The sequence below is a fragment of the Prolixibacter denitrificans genome (genome assembly GCF_003014495.1).
Taxonomy (GTDB): domain Bacteria; phylum Bacteroidota; class Bacteroidia; order Bacteroidales; family Prolixibacteraceae; genus Prolixibacter; species Prolixibacter denitrificans.
The window spans coordinates 287,426-302,780 of sequence record NZ_PYGC01000004.1 but is presented as its reverse complement, the minus strand read 5'-3'; the positions used below and the strand labels follow the sequence as shown (position 1 = coordinate 302,780).

Below are 15,355 nucleotides of genomic sequence, written 5' to 3'. Positions count from 1 at the left end.
TTCTATTTTAATTACCGGCTCAAAGATAGGCAATGTCCGGCATTGATTTATTTCCGGGGAATGACAAGACCGGCAAGAACCACCTAATCTCACCGGTCTCCTCTCAAATTTATTATGTTGAGCGGTTTAGATTTCAATCTTCGCGCCCATTACTTTCAAAAACTCGCGGATGAATGCCGGGTGACCGGGCCATGCCGGCGATGTGACCAGATTACCATCGACGTAAGCATCGGTTACCGGGATGTCCTGGTATTCTCCTCCTGCCAGATTCACTTCGGGGCCAACGGCCGGATAGCAAGTCAGCTTTCTTCCTTTTACAACATTGGCAGCTGTTAAAATCTGAGCTCCGTGGCAGATGGCAGCTACGGGTTTGTCAGTGGTAAAGAAATGCTTCACAACTTCCAGCAGATCTTTATTCAAGCGCAGGTATTCCGGGGCTCTTCCTCCGGCAATTACCAATCCATCGTACTGTTCAGCCTTAACATCTTTGAAACTGTAATTCAGGGCGAAATTGTGTCCGGGTTTCTCTGAATAGGTTTGGTCGCCTTCGAAATCGTGGATGGCTGTTTTAACCGTTTCGCCCTTTTTCTTGCCGGGGCAAACAGCGTGAACTTCATATCCTACCATGACTAGCATTTGGAAAGGGACCATGGTTTCGTAATCCTCTGCGAAATCACCGGTTAAAAAAAGAATTTTCTTCATCTCGTTGAATTTTAATTAGTACTGAATGTTAATTTTCGGTCAGCGTGGGGGTAGGCAGGTCTCCTGATGAAAAAACAACTCCTTTATAAATAAAGTTTTTCAGCTTCTTGAATTTTAAGATGGGTAGTGTAAAAAAATCGTTTAGCTGTTCATTTCTTTTCCGATAAAATCAGCTAAAGCTAGTTTCTGTTTCTCTGTTTGTGACATAACAAATTGGTTGACTGGCTGAAAGAAATCGGTTGCGATGTCGATGCTGTTTCTCTTAATCGTCCTTTTCCATAAACCTTCAACTTGTCCGTTTACTACAATCACAGGCCAGAATAAGCCGTTTCGGGAAATGGCCTTTTTATAATGTTCTGAAGGGATGACGGCACTTCGGTCGCGATAGCTGATAATGAATTCATCGAATGCAGGAAGGAGAAAAACAGATTCGTTGTCTGGTTGGGAAAACGTCTGATTTTGGGAAAACCAGTAATCCTTCGAATGGATTGTTGCTGAATGTAATTGGCTTTTAGTCAATTCAAGTGCGAGACTTGCCTGTTTTTTTTTCAATCCTGACCACCAAACGAAATCATGCAACGTTGCCGGGCCGTGGCTGGTAAAATATCTAATGGCGAGTTCTGATAAAGCTTCTTCGTACGAAAGTCTCTTTTTATTGGGAACCCTTTCTTCCAGCAAAGAATAGGTTTGCTTGTTACCTTTCAGGGGACCGCTGCAGATAATTGCATCCAGCTCAGCATGGATCAGGAGGTGTGCTGCTCGGTTATCTTCGTTCGGAATGCCTGCCTTCTCCAGTAGAGACACCAGTTCGGTGCGGGGCGACGAGCCGTTTTTCTCCAGGTGTTTGATGAAGATGTTTTTCGCTTTCTTCAGCATCCCATGGGTTATGCCTAAAGATTTGTGGCGTCCATTGAGTGCTGTTTTTATTTGAGGACCGGTCAACTCAAGCATCCAGTAAATATCGTCAGCTGAAACGCAATGCCAGGTTGGGCGCATCAGGTGAGTGCGGATTATTTCTCCTTTATTGAATGCTTCTCGCACTGACTCATGAGTTGAATCAAATGTTCTTAGCCCGATTGCCCATAATGCCATGGGCAGATCCTGTGCCTGGATGGCTCCAAGCCATTTCACTATCTCAGAGGGAGATGTTTCAGTTGGAGAAGTGATTTGTTGATTTTTTAGTCGGGCCGCAGCAATCTCATGTTTTTCCATTGAACAACGTTTCCAATCGTGAAAAATATTACGAAGGAATTTACGGAAAGTTCGCTTTTATCGGAAATAAGTGGGCTTTGTAATTTGGCGAACCGGGAACAGTCAGGTTTAGCGCAAAAAAAATGCCGTCACCTGGTACGAATTGTCTTTCGGGTGACGGCTTATTTTTTGAAGTTGTTTTGTTATCTTCTGTTGTCAGAAACGAAGTTATTTGCCGGGAAACAGTCAGTGAACCAGCCATAATGCTTTGTTCCGACTAACGAGTGTTACAGTAAATTACTGATCGAGCAATTTTACCCTGACGGCAACCGGGCCTTTCGGTCCAGGTTCTACTTCGAAGGTAACTTTGCTGCCTTCATTGATCTCGTCCAGTGCATTGTTTACATGGACAAATACACTCTCCTGTGTTTCGGTATCCCTGATAAAACCATAACCTTTGGAATCGTTATAATAGGTCACTTTTCCTTTTCTTATCGGATCGAGCTGTTCCATTTCCTCTTTCTTAGGAATGCTAATCTCAATGTCTTCGGCTTTCGTCTTGGTTTTCTTGTCCGGATCCGGAGGAGTATCCGTAATCATACCGTTTTCATCAACGTAAGCAATCATATCGTCGAGACTGTTCTTTTTATCGTTCTCTTTCCTGGCTTGCCTACGTGCTTCTTTTTCTTTTCTCTTCTTCTCTTTTTTGTTTCGTACTTCTTTTTTGTTGAAAGTTTCTTGTGATCTACCCATAAATAAATTTAATTGATAATATACCTGACTGTTTGTATTTTCCTTTCGTAACGCCGAATAATTCGGTTAGTTGTATTCCGATTGCAACAGTTGACTTTGTTTCATAAGTCTTTTCCGTTACACGGGAATCTTCAGATGTATGTTGATTGCTGAAATTCGGTTCGTTAAATTGATCGGTTTCCAGCAGACTACTGCCGGATTGTGCAAAACGGTGCCGAAACGGGATCTTAAAAAGAGCAGTGAATAACTAATGCGAATGTGGAATTAGTATATGTGCGCTTAATCTCAAATCAGAATCAGTGCAAATATAACGTTTATTTTCAGTGTTTTTGAAATAAAATGCTTTTTCCTCAATCAAAAGCTTTGTGTATATCACACCATTCGGATGCCTTTAGGTTGTCTTGTTTTGGTTTAGGTCAACTCTTTATTTGATTATTTTTAGTGTTCCAACACTGCAAACGCCGGTTATGATTCCTGAGATTCGAAGTAATTCTCAATCTTGGCCAGCAACTCAAAGCGGTTGACGGGCTTGACAATGAAATCATCGCAACCGGCTTCCAGGCATTTCTCCTTATCCTCGGCCATGGCATAGGCTGTAACGGCAATCACGGGTATGTCGGGATTTAATCTTTTGAGCGTTTGCGTTGCATCAAGACCGTTCATAATCGGAAGTTTGATGTCCATCAGAATCATGTCGATATCCGGATTCTGCTTATAATATTCAATTGCTTCTTTGCCATCTGAAGCCCATACAATTTGGATTCCGGTTTTACCAAGAACACTGTAAATGTATTGGTAATTCGACTCCACATCTTCCACAATTAATACTTTGTGCTGTTGCCAATCGGGCACAAAGTGATACTTATTGTCGGCAGTATTATGTATCATCTTTTTTGTTGTTTCCTGATTTGAAGGTTGAAACGGAAAAGTAACGGAAAAAATTGTTTGCTTGCCCGGAACTGAATTGACATTCATGGTTCCGCCCAGTAGTTCGGCTAATTTTTTAGCGATAGATAATCCCAGTCCGGTTCCACCAAATTGCCTGGTAAGGCCGTTGTCGGCTTGCCGAAATGGTTCAAAGATTAAAGGAATCATGTCGGAAGCGACACCTATTCCGGTATCTTTGATGTAAAACTCAATTTTGTCGAAATTATGATTAGTTGGATGTAGTTTGTATCCGCATTCGATATGTCCTTCGCTGGTAAATTTAACAGCGTTATCCATTAAGTTGGTGAGCAACTGTTTCATTCGTCTTTTGTCGGTCATGTACGAGAAAGGGCCTTTGAGTGCCGGACGGTTATATATTTTTACGCCCGGTTGCGCCAGGTTTTCATATTCCTGGCAAAGATTTTCCAGCATTTTATTGATATCGCACGGAGCTTTCTCAATTGCGGTAGATCCGGCTTCTATTCGTGAAATTTCCAGGATGTTGTCCAGCACTCGGAGCAATAAGTTGGCATTATTGGTGATGTGACCCGCAAATTCTTCGCGTTCCTCTTCGTTCAGATCGTTGTCTATAAGTAGATTGGTGAAGCCGAGGATCACATTCATCGGCGTGCGGATCTCATGCGAGATGTTGGCCAGAAATGCTGATTTGAGCCTTCCAGATGCTTCAGCTTTCTCTTTGGCTTCATTTAATTCGGCTTGTATCAGTTTGATGTTGGTGATGTCACGACCACTGGACTGAATCTCGGTGATTTCACCATTCTCATTCCGAATCGGGACGTTGATCCACTGCACCCAGGTTTCCGGTTTCCCATTCCTTGCCGGTACATTGATTTCGAATGTGTGGACCTTTTGGGTTTCTGTAATTATTCTGATTTGTTCATGGATGTAATCCTGTGAAGCATCTGGGATGAAGTTGATCCACCGTTTTCCTATCAGGTTTTCCCGGGGCTGACCGAGGTACCGGCAATAGGCATCGTTGACAAACAGTATCGTAGTATCGGGGAGAGAGTGACAAATGTAGTCAGTCATCTCCTGTATGAGCGTTTCGTAATAAAGTTTGCTTTTGTTCAGTTCAACGGTTCTGTGCTGTATTAATTCATTCAGGTTTTCCCGGTGTTGTTTGAGTTCATTGCTCGTGTTTTTTTGTTCGGTAAAGTCTTGGACAGAAGAAAGTACCAGCATTTCTTCATCGCTCATGAAGATTGAAGCACTATACAAACCAAATCTTTTTTGCTCTCCAACTTCGATGGTAATCTCTTCATTGATAACCTTTTTCTCACGCAGCAGTTTTTCCCGAATATTTTCGCGGGTTTCCTTCGAAATGAATCCCAGTTTAAAAAAGTCGGTATTCACTATTTCCTCTTTCTTTTTCCTAATAAGGTCGAGAAAGCGTTGGTTGACATCGACGATAGTCCCGGTGGCCATTTGTGTTATGACCATATAGGATGGACTGAGTTGAAAAACCTGCTCAAAGCGTTCCTGTATAGTTTCCAACGGAATAACTTCGTTTAATACGCCCACAATCCGGGGGCGACCCGAGTGGTGACTGAACATGGTTTTCCCCTTGCAGGAAATTGCCTGGTATTCTCCGTTCGATTTTTGAAAGCGGAACTCGGTTTCGAAAAACTGGTTCCGGGTTTCGGAAGCAACGTCCAACTGACTGACGAATGCATCGCGGTCGTTGGGATGGACATAGCGGATAAACTCTTCTTTCGGCCAATGATTCTGTGTATAACCGCACTTTATCATCCAGTGCCTGTCGATGACAAACTTTGATTTAGACGGATTGAATTCCCAATACCACTGTCCGGAAGTGTCCAGCAGCCAATCCAGTTTCTCTTTATAATGAATAAGTCGCTTCCGCTTGTTGTCGATTAACCACGCTAGTGAAAGCACGCGACTGATTTCTTCCCAAAGTGATTCTTCGAAAGTGAGCGATTTATGGGGTATAATCCCCAGGTAGGCAGCCACGTTGTTTTGTGGTACAATAGGGAAAATGTAAAGTTCGTCAATCCCCTTGTCCTTTAACTTGGAAGCAATGTTTTCCGGCAATTCCTGGCGTTGGACATGGAGTTTGTCTTTTGCCGGCTCCAGGTGATATAGCAACTCGTTCCAGATATTGATGAACGCTCTGTTTTGCTCTGTCACAATCTGAAACTGCTCTTTTTCCGACGCGCAGGTATAAACCGGGGTGTCAGTATCCTTTCGATTAAAGTATATGAAGAGATTTTTGATATTCGGTTGAGGACACGTCAGGCGGAGAAATTCATTTAATTTTCTGTCGAGGGAAGTGTCGCCGTTGACCAGTTCGATAATTTTATCCAGCAGTTCTTGCTTTTCATCCGATTGGTTTTGCCGGGTTTTATCTTCCCGCAAGGTGACCCGCAGCAAATTCATATCAGCATCGGCTGATGAGATGAGCTGGGAAACAGCAAAATATTTCTCGGTGTCCCCTTTGGAGTTGGTGATTGTTATAGTTTTCGGAATGGGAACATAAGTAGTCTCAAAAGCGCTTTTAACTTTCGATAGCAAGATTTCACGCTCTGAACGATGGATAAGTTGCAGCCAGTTGTCGGCCGTTGCCGGTAAATCAAACGAACGTAGATTCGCAATTTGAAAGGCAGACGGAGAGCAATAGACCAACTCTCCGCGACTGGTTAACAGGAACTCAGGGTCACGGGAATGATCCAGAAAATTCTTCCATTCTTCCAACATTTTGCTCACTCCGACATCCATAAACTTCGTACTAAATTGAAAGGGTGTGTTTCATTACAACGTAACTTTTTCGATTATATGATATTTTAACTGATTAAAATTCAGTGACTATTTAACAAATTGTAACTGTCTGGTAATAATCGTGACAGTTGCCTTTCTTTGTTTGTTCAATTTTCTGTCGATGTTCCGGATACTGCGGTTTCATTCTTGTTTTAAATTCCCTATCTTTTTGCCTTGAAAAAATGCGTACTTTGCGCTGCTTTAGAATTGTTGAACCTGAATAAACAGATATTTTTGATGGGTAAAGTGTTGATCATTGGCGCCGGAGGTGTAGGAACAGTGGTTGCTCACAAAATGGCCGGACTTCCAAAGGTATTTTCGGAAATTATGCTGGCAAGCCGCACCAAAGCAAAATGTGATGCGATTGCTGAAAAAATTGGTGGAAACCGGATCCAAACGGCTCAGGTGGATGCCGACAGTGTACCGCAATTGGTGAAACTGATTCGTTCGTTTCAGCCCGATTTGGTGGTAAATGTCGCTCTTCCTTACCAGGATTTAACGATCATGGATGCCTGTCTCGAAACGGGTGTTTCCTATCTGGATACCGCCAATTATGAGCCGAAGGATGAAGCCAAATTTGAGTATAAGTGGCAGTGGGCTTATCACGATCGTTTCAAGGAAGCAGGTCTGACTGCTATTCTGGGATGTGGTTTCGATCCGGGTGTGACCAGTATCTTCACTGCGCATGCGGCTAAAAACGTGTTCGACGAAATCCAGTATCTCGACATTGTCGATTGTAACGCCGGCGATCACGGGAAAGCGTTTGCTACTAATTTCAATCCCGAAATCAATATTCGTGAGGTGACCCAGAAAGGAAAATACTGGGAGAATGACGATTGGCAGTTGACCGAACCACACGAAATTCATAAGCCGTTGAATTATCCGAATATTGGCCCGAAAGAATCCTATTTGATTTACCATGAAGAGCTGGAATCGTTGGTGAAAAATTTCCCGACCATCAAACGGGCTCGCTTCTGGATGACCTTTGGACAGGAATACCTGACTCACCTGAGGGTGATTCAGAATATCGGTATGGCTGGTATTGAGCCCATCATGTACGAAGGGAAGGAGATTGTCCCGATTCAGTTCCTGAAAGCTGTATTGCCCGATCCGGGTGATTTGGGTGAAAATTACCATGGAGAAACCTCCATCGGTTGTCGCATCCGCGGATTGAAAGACGGCAAGGAGCAGACTTATTACATTTACAATAATTGTAGCCACGAAGCAGCTTACAAGGAAACTGGGATGCAGGCTGTTAGTTATACCACGGGTGTTCCGGCGATGATTGGCGCGATGATGTTTATGCAGGAAAAATGGAAAAAGCCCGGCGTCTACAACGTTGAGCAATTCGATCCGGATCCGTTCCTGGAAGAACTGAACCAACATGGGTTACCATGGAATGAGTTGCATAACGTTGATTTGGAGTTGTAAAAATTCGACGATAATACGAACAAGGAGCTGTCTCATTTTGAGGCGGCTCTTTTTTTGTGCTGGTTTTGACTCCATCATTCATTTTTCCGCAAGTCTTCTCAAACCCATTTCCTGATTGGCACTTTTTGAACTAAATTAGTGTTTCAACCGTTTAAAATGGGTGATTACAGCAGTGTTTCACTGTCTTCACTTCAGCGATTGGTTCACTCTTTCGAAATCGATCAAAATCACTTGTATGCCGGGAGTCTTCAGGATTATTTTATTGGCGTTTATTCTTCTCTTGCCGTTTGAGTCATTCGCTCAAAAGAAACCGGTGATTAAGAAGGTGGTATTCGAAGGAAATGCCACGTTGAGCGACGAAGACCTCGCCGGACAGATGAATACGGAAAGCCCTACATTTCTCGATAAGTTACAATTCTGGAAGCCGGGTCCGACTTTCTCTAAGTATACGTTGGACAATGATATCGATCGGTTGAAAAGCTACTATCAGCGGAATGGCTTTTTGCATCCGGCGATTCATTATTCCCTCGACTCCAATCGGGTGGGTAGACGAATTTCTGTTTTGATTCATGTAAAAGAGGGAAGACCTTACCTCGTTAACCGGATAAAGATATACGATGACACGTTACGGCTGGATTCTGCGATCGTAAATGAGGCAAAGAAGGAGTTCCCGGTGAAGGTGGGAAAACGTTTTGTCGATCAGGATGTTTACCAGTCGGAAGACAAACTGACCAGTGCTTATACCAATAAAGGTTTTCCATTGGTGAATGTCAAACGTGATATTCAGGTCGATACTTCGGCACATTCAGTCGATTTGCAGTTTCAGGTAAAGCCGGGCCCAAAAGCGTGGTTCGGTAAAGTAACCTTTAATGGTGATTCTTTGGTTCCGGTGAAGTTTATCCGTAACAAACTCCGGTTTTCTCCGGGAGACCGCTTTTCGCAAAAGCAGCTACAGCTAACACAACAAAAGCTTTTCAATACCGAGTTGTTTAGCTATGTGGTTGTGCGCGCACAGACCGATAGCATTCAGGGCGATAGTATTCCGATTACTGTTTATCTGAAGGAAAAGCCGCGTTGGTCGTTGCAGGCGGGTGTGGGATATGGTACAGAAGACCGCGTTCGGGTATCGGCTGAAGTTACCCGTTTACATTTTCTGGGTGGTGCCCGGCGATTGATTTTCAATGGGAAGCACTCTCATTTTCTCCCGTTCAGTTTTGACACTAAGTTCATTCAGCCTGATATTTTTCGCGATAATCTCGATTTTATCCTGAACCCGTTTTATATCCGGGAGAATGAAACCGGTTTCGAAGTCGACCGACTGGGAACCGGCGTCACATTTCAGCAAACATTTTCTTCCGGTACTGCCGGCTATTTGATGTATTCGCTCGAAAAAGACCGGCTGACCAATAAAGCTGCGGCAGCAATCGATTCAACGGTCAATCCGCAGGATTCGATTCACAATAAATCAGGAATCACCGTAGGTGTTAGCCGAAATACAACCAACGACGTTTTCGATCCGACCGACGGCTGGAAGCTTGACACGTACGTGACGTACATGGGCGTTGGTTTTCAGTCGAAATATCACTACATCAAAGTAGAATCAGACGTCCGGCACTATATTCCGTTCAACGTGAATTGGGTTTTTGCGGCCCGGTTGCGGGCCGGTGTCATTCGACCGATAAAGGGAGACAGGCAAAGTCCGTTGGAAGACCGTTTTTTGCTTGGAGGTGCGAACTCATTGAGGGGTTGGGGCCGGAATCAGGTTTCGCCGGTAAACGAGAACGGGGTGCCCATCGGTGGTAACAGTGTGCTGGAAGGAAGCGCTGAAGTTCGTTTCCCGGTATACGAAATTTTTGGAGGAGCCGCTTTCATGGATTTTGGAAATGTCTGGCCCAAAGCATTTAACTACAACTTGGAACGTCTTAAATATGATGTTGGGTTGGGAGTTCGGGTGAAGACGCCTATCGGCCCGATTCGGTTGGATTTAGCGACACCGGTGTTTGAGAATAAGTTTCGAACGCAGTTTTTCATTTCTATCGGACAGGCATTTTAGTATGGTAAGGAGAATCATCAACATAGTAAGCTGGCTGGTTGGCGGAATCATCATTCTGATTCTCGCTGTGCTGCTGATGCTCCGTACCGGAATGCTGAATCAATGGCTGGCATCTGTCGTGTCGTCGAGAGGGAGTGAGATGTTGCATGCCGAAGTGAAACTCGATTCCATCCGGGGGAACCTGTTGGGAAATTTTTACCTGAAGAATTTCTCGCTTTCGCGGAATGATACAATTTTGTTGGCTTTTCAGAAGCTGGATGTAAAATATTCCCTGGCATCTGTCCTTAGAAAAAACGTGAACGTTGACTATGTCGGGCTGGGACAACTGCGTGTTTTGGCTGTCCAGGAAAGAGATTCGACCTGGAACCTGGAGCACATTTTTCCGGCTGACACCACAAAAGTGCAGCCGGATTCGACATCGAAAAGCGGAAGTAGTTGGAAGGTCAACATATCCGACTTTCGTCTGAAAGACTTTCAGGGAACGGTCGTCCCGATTGACACGGCTGCGATTATTCCGCGCAGGTTGGCCCTCAGCTTAGCATTATCTTTCCGGTTCGAACCGGAAGACCTGGCGCTAAATCTAAATCAGTTTCACCTGCAAACGCAACAACCGGATGCAGTTATCGACAGCCTGACGGGAAAACTGGAGATGGTGAAACGGCGGTTGAAGTGGAGCGATCTGCACTTTCAAACCACTCGTTCGCGGATGACCAGTAACGGAATACTGCCGCTCGATTCACTCAATTTAGCTGATTTGCAGCTGGCTTTTCAACCGCTTGATTTGGCGGATTTGCAGCCGTTTATTAAGCAGCCTCTTTACGGTAAGCCTAATATTCAGCTTTTGCTGAAAGGAGGCATGCAGCAAAACCAGATGCAACTCAAGGTTCAAGAGGCACAGCAGCGTCTTGCCCTCGAGGGCTGGTTCAAAGATTTGCGCACGAATCCGCAGTACAACTTTCACCTAAATATCGACAGTATCAATGCAGCAACCTGGACGCGAGATAGCACGTTGAATTCATTGATTTCCGGACGTTTTGCCGTCGATGGTGATGGCTTTGACATAAAAACCAATCGTGTTAAGCTGGATGGACAGTTAAACGATGCTCACTATTCCGGTTATACCGTGAAAAATTTCTCCGTGAATTTGGACAAACGAGCCGGGAATGTAGATGCTCGTTTGAATGCGGATGCATGGCTTGGAAAGATAGAGAGTACAGCTCATCTTAAAGAGCTGTTTACCCATCCTGCTTACCAAATTAATGCCCGGTTGAGGCATGTCGACCTGGCTGATTTCCTGCCGAAAGATTCCTTGAAATCAGATGTGAATCTGGATCTTCGGTTGAAGGGCTCAGGGATGAAATTGAACGATTTGAAAGCACAGGCGGAAATACGGTCAAACAATACGATTCTGTTAGGGCAACCGGTGACGGATTTTCATACCCGGATGCGTTACAATGCTGGCAATTACCAATTGGATAGCTTGCTCTTCGAGGTTCCGGCCTTTCATCTGTTCGCGAAGGGGAAGGGGAACATTCATTTGAGTAACGACTTTTCGTTGACTGTTCAGGCTCGTGATATTAATAGTCTGGCCAAACCACTCGGATTGCCGCCATCGAAAATGACCGGTACCATTTCCGGAAGAATAATCGGTCCGGCTGATTCGCTCCGGTTTGCGGGAAATATCGATCTGCAACATCTCCGGTATGATTCCATTACAGTGGGGGCGCTGGCAGGAAATGTACAGGCCGTACTTCAGAAAAGTCTTTACAGCGGGGAAGCCGATTTGCAGGCAGGTTCAATGGATATCAACGGCATCGCTATGCAATCGTTGGGGCTGAAGACCCAATTCAAAAATGGACGCTTGGATAATCAGGTTGATTTGGTGATGAATGATTCGCTAAAGGCAAATTTGGCAGCAAACGTCTTTTTTAAGAATGCTCTCCGGGTTGATTTGAAGCGACTCCATTTGAGTTTGATCCACTCGGAATGGAATGGAGGAAGCGATTCGACTTCGATAATTCCGTCCGGTGATTCCATTGTGGTGAGGAACCTGGTATTGGCGTCGGCTAAGCAAAAAATCGCGCTGGATGGCCGTTTCGCTTTTCATGGTAATGAAGATTTAAACCTGTCTCTCGATAATGTTGATTTGTCGCAAATTCCTCCTTTCAAAGGTGTTCCGCAAAACTTAAAAGGAATTGTTTCGTCCGGAATCCGGTTAACTGGTAGTGGCACCAAACCGGAAATACAGGGTTTCCTGGATATTCAAAAGCCGGCGCTCGACACCATCAGTCTGAAACAAATTGCAGCTGATGTGAATTTTCAGGATGAGAGATTGAAATTGCAGTTGGGTGTGCTGGGTGAAAAGGATTCTCTCCTGACCGCGGAGTTGGATCTCCCGTTGCATCTTTCATTTGCCGACAGCATTTATCTGCTTCGGAAAACCGAACCGGTGCATGGTTACCTGCGGATTGATAGTTTGGAAATCGCCCGTTTTAACCGGTTTATTGCTCAGCAGGGCATGAAAGTTGGCGGACTGTTTTCGGCCAATGTGCAGCTCTCGAATACCATCGACGATGTCAAGATTGGTGGGCACGTACATCTTGATAACGGGCAGTTTGACGATAAAGAGTACGGGTTGAGCTATCGGAATATTATACTACGAAGCGGGCTTCAGGGAAACCGGTTCTCCATTGATACCCTTGGGATGAAATCCGGAAAAGGATACTTGGGGATGCATGGTTATGTGAAGCTGAAATCGCAATTGGGGGCTGAGCCGGAATACATTCATTTGAATATCAGTGGTGAAAAATTCTCAGTGGCCAATTCCGACCTGCTGGATGCGGTTATCAATACAAATATGCTTTTGGAGGGAACTCCGCAGCAGCCCAAATTCTCCGGAAAACTGACTGTTGAAGAGGCACACTTGAATGCGGATGCCTTGCGTGCCCGAATGGCGGTAAAGTCGAACGATCCAAATCCGCCGTTGTTAGTGCAGGCCATAAACGATGCGTCGGTAACGGATACAACCGGTAAGAAACAGGTGACTGTAAATGATACGATTTCAGCTTTCCAGTCAGTTGATTTTTATCGTCAACTGAGTGGAACTTTTACGGTCCGCATTCCCGGAAACTTCTGGATCAAGGGGAAGGACATGAACTTTGAGCTGAAAGGAGATTTGCGTGCCGTGAAGGAAGGTAAACCGGTTGATCTTTTTGGTACATTGAATGTGCAGCGCGGGTTTTATAAGATGTATGGCAAACGATTCGATTTTGAATCAGGCAGCTTAACCTTCACGGGAAGCGATGAGATTAACCCGATGGTTGATTTTACCATTGCCTATTCCTTCCGCGACGTCGAAAAGCAACTGAGGAAAATTACCCTGCACATAACCGGAAGAGCGCTTGAACCAAACTTTGAGTTTCGTCTCGATGGCCAGCAAATTACCGAGCAGGATGCTCTGTCGTATATTCTGTTTGGACGTTCTTCCAATCAACTTACTTCTGCGCAGAATTCGAGCGTGAACAGTGCATCCGGTGTAGCAAAGAATTTGGCGCTCGGGCAGGTGTCGTCGGTGTTGAAAGATGCGTTGCAGTCGACACTTAACCTCGATGTGCTGGAGATTTCGGGCGGAGAAAGCTGGTCATCCAGCAGTGTTACCGTTGGAAAATACATTACCAGGAACCTGTACCTGGGATATCAGCGAACTTTTGCTCTCGATAAGAAGACCAAAATTATTGCGCCGGAAAAGATTACCCTGGAATACCAAATCCTGCGCTGGCTGTACTTGCAGGCAACCAACCAGGCGACCAACTCAGGATTTGATTTAATTATTAAAAAGTCGTGGAAATAGTGGACTAGCCGGTTTGGCTGATTTTTTCCAGCATGTCGCGTTTCAGCAAGGTAATATCGCCATTGCTGTCTTCCAGAATTCCGTTCTCTTTGAAGTCCTTGATACCTCGCACCACACTCATCACGGACATTCCTGTAAACTCAGCGATATCTTTCCGTGTAAGCGAGAGGTGAAATGAATCGCTTCTGTAAAGTTGGTCGGCGAAGAAAAGAAATGCTTCTGCCAAACGGCCGTTCATCTGCTTCTGTGTCAGCGAGACCAGTTTTTCGGTACGGTGTGCAAAGTGTTGGTTGATGGCATGAATGATGGATGCCGCAAATTGACCGTTTTGGCGCACGAACTTCTCAAAAATGTGGATATCCATGGCACAAATCACGGAATCTTCGACAGCTGCAATCGAGAACTGCAGAATACTGTTCATGTACAATGACGAAAGCCCCATCAGTTTGCCACTCGGGTAAAAGTTTAGGATGAGGTTATTATCCTTGTCAATTTCACGATAGATTTTGGTCAGTCCTTTTTTCAGGAATAATATATGGGTGACAAATGAGCCCTGTTTGGCGATAACTTCCCCTTTGCGATAGTGCAATTCAACCCGTCTTTCATCTACCGAAAGCAACTCCTCTTCCGATAATTTTTCAAAACAAGCCGATTTATTCTGGCATAAAAGGCATGATGTTTTTGTGCTATTGTCAATCATTCAGCTCCTTACAATTTCTCCGTTTCTTGTGATAATTCGCGCGTAAACATACATCTATTTACAGATGTACACAAGGCTATTTCAACATATGTATGTTTGGTTTTTTGACTTTCCGAATGTCATATTCGATTTCCTGTAAGCATCCATATATGTAGGTATTATTACATCAAGATATTTAGGTTATTAAATAAAACAACAAACCAATGAATGTTAAGAACATAGGAATTTCTTTCGTGATTCTGTTTGGATTTTGGTTGTTGCTAAACGGCACTTTTACGACGCCCATTATCGTCACCGGTTTAATTGTTTCGCTGATTATTCCGATGTTTTTCTGTGCGCGTTGTGACGTGTTTGCCGATATGCGGCTTACCCCCAAAGCGTTTCTTTACACCTTCATTTATCTCTTCGTTTTTGCGTTTGAGTTGGTGAAAGCGAACCTGGATGTTACCCGCCGGGTGATTTCCCCAAAGCTTCCCATCAACCCCGGGATTGTGAAGGTAAAGACCAAACTGAAATCAAAAATGGCCCGGATGATTCTGGCCAATTCCATCACACTTACGCCTGGTACCTTTACTCTGGCTATCGAGAAGAAGTACCTCTACATCCACTGGATCGATGTACAAGATAAGGATGTTGAGGCAGCTACGAAAGAGATCGTTCAGAAATTCGAAAAATACCTGGAGGTGATTTATGGTTAATACAGTTCTTACTATCAGCGTCGTGCTGATCCTGCTTTCGGTACTGCTTTCGCTCTACCGTTTCATCAAAGGTCCGAATACCGCCGATCGCGTGATTGCCTTCGATGTAATGACCATTGCGTCCATCGGGCTGATTGCCCTGATATCCTATTTCGCCAACCGGCTGATATACCTTGATGTGGCTGTCGTTTACGGCCTGCTGAGTTTCATCGGGGTGATTGTTGTGGCAAAATTCCTTGAAAAAAGCTTGTGAT

Annotated in this window: 10 protein-coding genes; 5 read left to right on the top strand and 5 right to left on the bottom strand. The window is 44.5% G+C overall.

What is annotated here, in order from left to right:
- Window positions 1–126 precede the first annotated feature (126 nt).
- The 4 genes from CLV93_RS10325 to CLV93_RS10305 form a co-directional block, all read right to left on the bottom strand.
- Window positions 127–702 (bottom strand): DJ-1/PfpI family protein, encoded by a 576-nt coding sequence (locus tag CLV93_RS10325; RefSeq protein ID WP_106542117.1) that lies wholly within the window; start codon window positions 700–702, stop codon window positions 127–129.
- 141 nt (window positions 703–843) lie between these two features.
- Window positions 844–1,914 (bottom strand): winged helix DNA-binding domain-containing protein, encoded by a 1,071-nt coding sequence (locus CLV93_RS10320; RefSeq protein WP_106542116.1) that lies wholly within the window; start codon window positions 1,912–1,914, stop codon window positions 844–846.
- A 276-nt stretch (window positions 1,915–2,190) separates the two neighbouring features.
- Window positions 2,191–2,646, bottom strand: coding sequence for a cold-shock protein (locus CLV93_RS10310; RefSeq protein WP_106542114.1), 456 nt, complete (start codon window positions 2,644–2,646; stop codon window positions 2,191–2,193).
- A 465-nt stretch (window positions 2,647–3,111) separates the two neighbouring features.
- Window positions 3,112–6,330, bottom strand: a complete 3,219-nt coding sequence (locus tag CLV93_RS10305; protein WP_106542113.1) for a PAS domain S-box protein — start codon at window positions 6,328–6,330, stop codon at window positions 3,112–3,114.
- Between the two features lie 276 nt (window positions 6,331–6,606).
- Between CLV93_RS10305 and CLV93_RS10300 the strand changes: the two genes are divergently transcribed.
- The 3 genes from CLV93_RS10300 to CLV93_RS10290 all read left to right on the top strand — a co-directional run bounded on the left by CLV93_RS10300 (window position 6,607) and on the right by CLV93_RS10290 (window position 13,703).
- Complete coding sequence (locus CLV93_RS10300) at window positions 6,607–7,800, top strand: saccharopine dehydrogenase family protein (protein ID WP_106542215.1); 1,194 nt, start codon at window positions 6,607–6,609, stop codon at window positions 7,798–7,800.
- Between the two features lie 235 nt (window positions 7,801–8,035).
- Entirely contained in the window at window positions 8,036–9,853 is a 1,818-nt protein-coding gene (gene bamA / locus CLV93_RS10295; RefSeq protein ID WP_106542112.1) for an outer membrane protein assembly factor BamA, read from the top strand.
- Between the two features lies 1 nt (window position 9,854).
- Window positions 9,855–13,703 (top strand): translocation/assembly module TamB domain-containing protein, encoded by a 3,849-nt coding sequence (locus CLV93_RS10290; RefSeq protein WP_106542111.1) that lies wholly within the window; start codon window positions 9,855–9,857, stop codon window positions 13,701–13,703.
- 4 nt (window positions 13,704–13,707) lie between these two features.
- On the opposite strand, the gene CLV93_RS10285 is transcribed toward CLV93_RS10290, so the two are convergent.
- A complete protein-coding gene (locus CLV93_RS10285; RefSeq protein ID WP_106542110.1) occupies window positions 13,708–14,403 on the bottom strand; it encodes a Crp/Fnr family transcriptional regulator in 696 nt (231 codons plus the stop codon).
- A 203-nt stretch (window positions 14,404–14,606) separates the two neighbouring features.
- Here CLV93_RS10285 and CLV93_RS10280 point away from each other — a divergent pair, with 203 nt between their 5' ends.
- Both CLV93_RS10280 and CLV93_RS10275 read left to right on the top strand, forming a co-directional pair.
- On the top strand, window positions 14,607–15,101 hold the full coding sequence (locus CLV93_RS10280; protein ID WP_106542109.1) for a Na+/H+ antiporter subunit E: 495 nt from the start codon (window positions 14,607–14,609) through the stop codon (window positions 15,099–15,101).
- Window positions 15,094–15,354: an MrpF/PhaF family protein gene (locus CLV93_RS10275; protein WP_106542108.1), complete on the top strand. Its 261-nt coding sequence runs from the start codon at window positions 15,094–15,096 to the stop codon at window positions 15,352–15,354. The genes CLV93_RS10280 and CLV93_RS10275 overlap by 8 nt, the downstream gene beginning before the upstream one ends.
- Window position 15,355 lies beyond the last annotated feature (1 nt).

Coding starts and splice junctions, on each gene's coding strand:
- CLV93_RS10325 (WP_106542117.1), bottom strand. CDS start 702: ATGAAGAAAATTCTTTTTTTAACCGGTGATTTCGCAGAGGATTACGAA.
- CLV93_RS10320 (WP_106542116.1), bottom strand. CDS start 1,914: ATGGAAAAACATGAGATTGCTGCGGCCCGACTAAAAAATCAACAAATC.
- CLV93_RS10310 (WP_106542114.1), bottom strand. CDS start 2,646: ATGGGTAGATCACAAGAAACTTTCAACAAAAAAGAAGTACGAAACAAA.
- CLV93_RS10305 (WP_106542113.1), bottom strand. CDS start 6,330: ATGGATGTCGGAGTGAGCAAAATGTTGGAAGAATGGAAGAATTTTCTG.
- CLV93_RS10300 (WP_106542215.1), top strand. CDS start 6,607: ATGGGTAAAGTGTTGATCATTGGCGCCGGAGGTGTAGGAACAGTGGTT.
- bamA (WP_106542112.1), top strand. CDS start 8,036: ATGCCGGGAGTCTTCAGGATTATTTTATTGGCGTTTATTCTTCTCTTG.
- CLV93_RS10290 (WP_106542111.1), top strand. CDS start 9,855: ATGGTAAGGAGAATCATCAACATAGTAAGCTGGCTGGTTGGCGGAATC.
- CLV93_RS10285 (WP_106542110.1), bottom strand. CDS start 14,403: ATGATTGACAATAGCACAAAAACATCATGCCTTTTATGCCAGAATAAA.
- CLV93_RS10280 (WP_106542109.1), top strand. CDS start 14,607: ATGAATGTTAAGAACATAGGAATTTCTTTCGTGATTCTGTTTGGATTT.
- CLV93_RS10275 (WP_106542108.1), top strand. CDS start 15,094: ATGGTTAATACAGTTCTTACTATCAGCGTCGTGCTGATCCTGCTTTCG.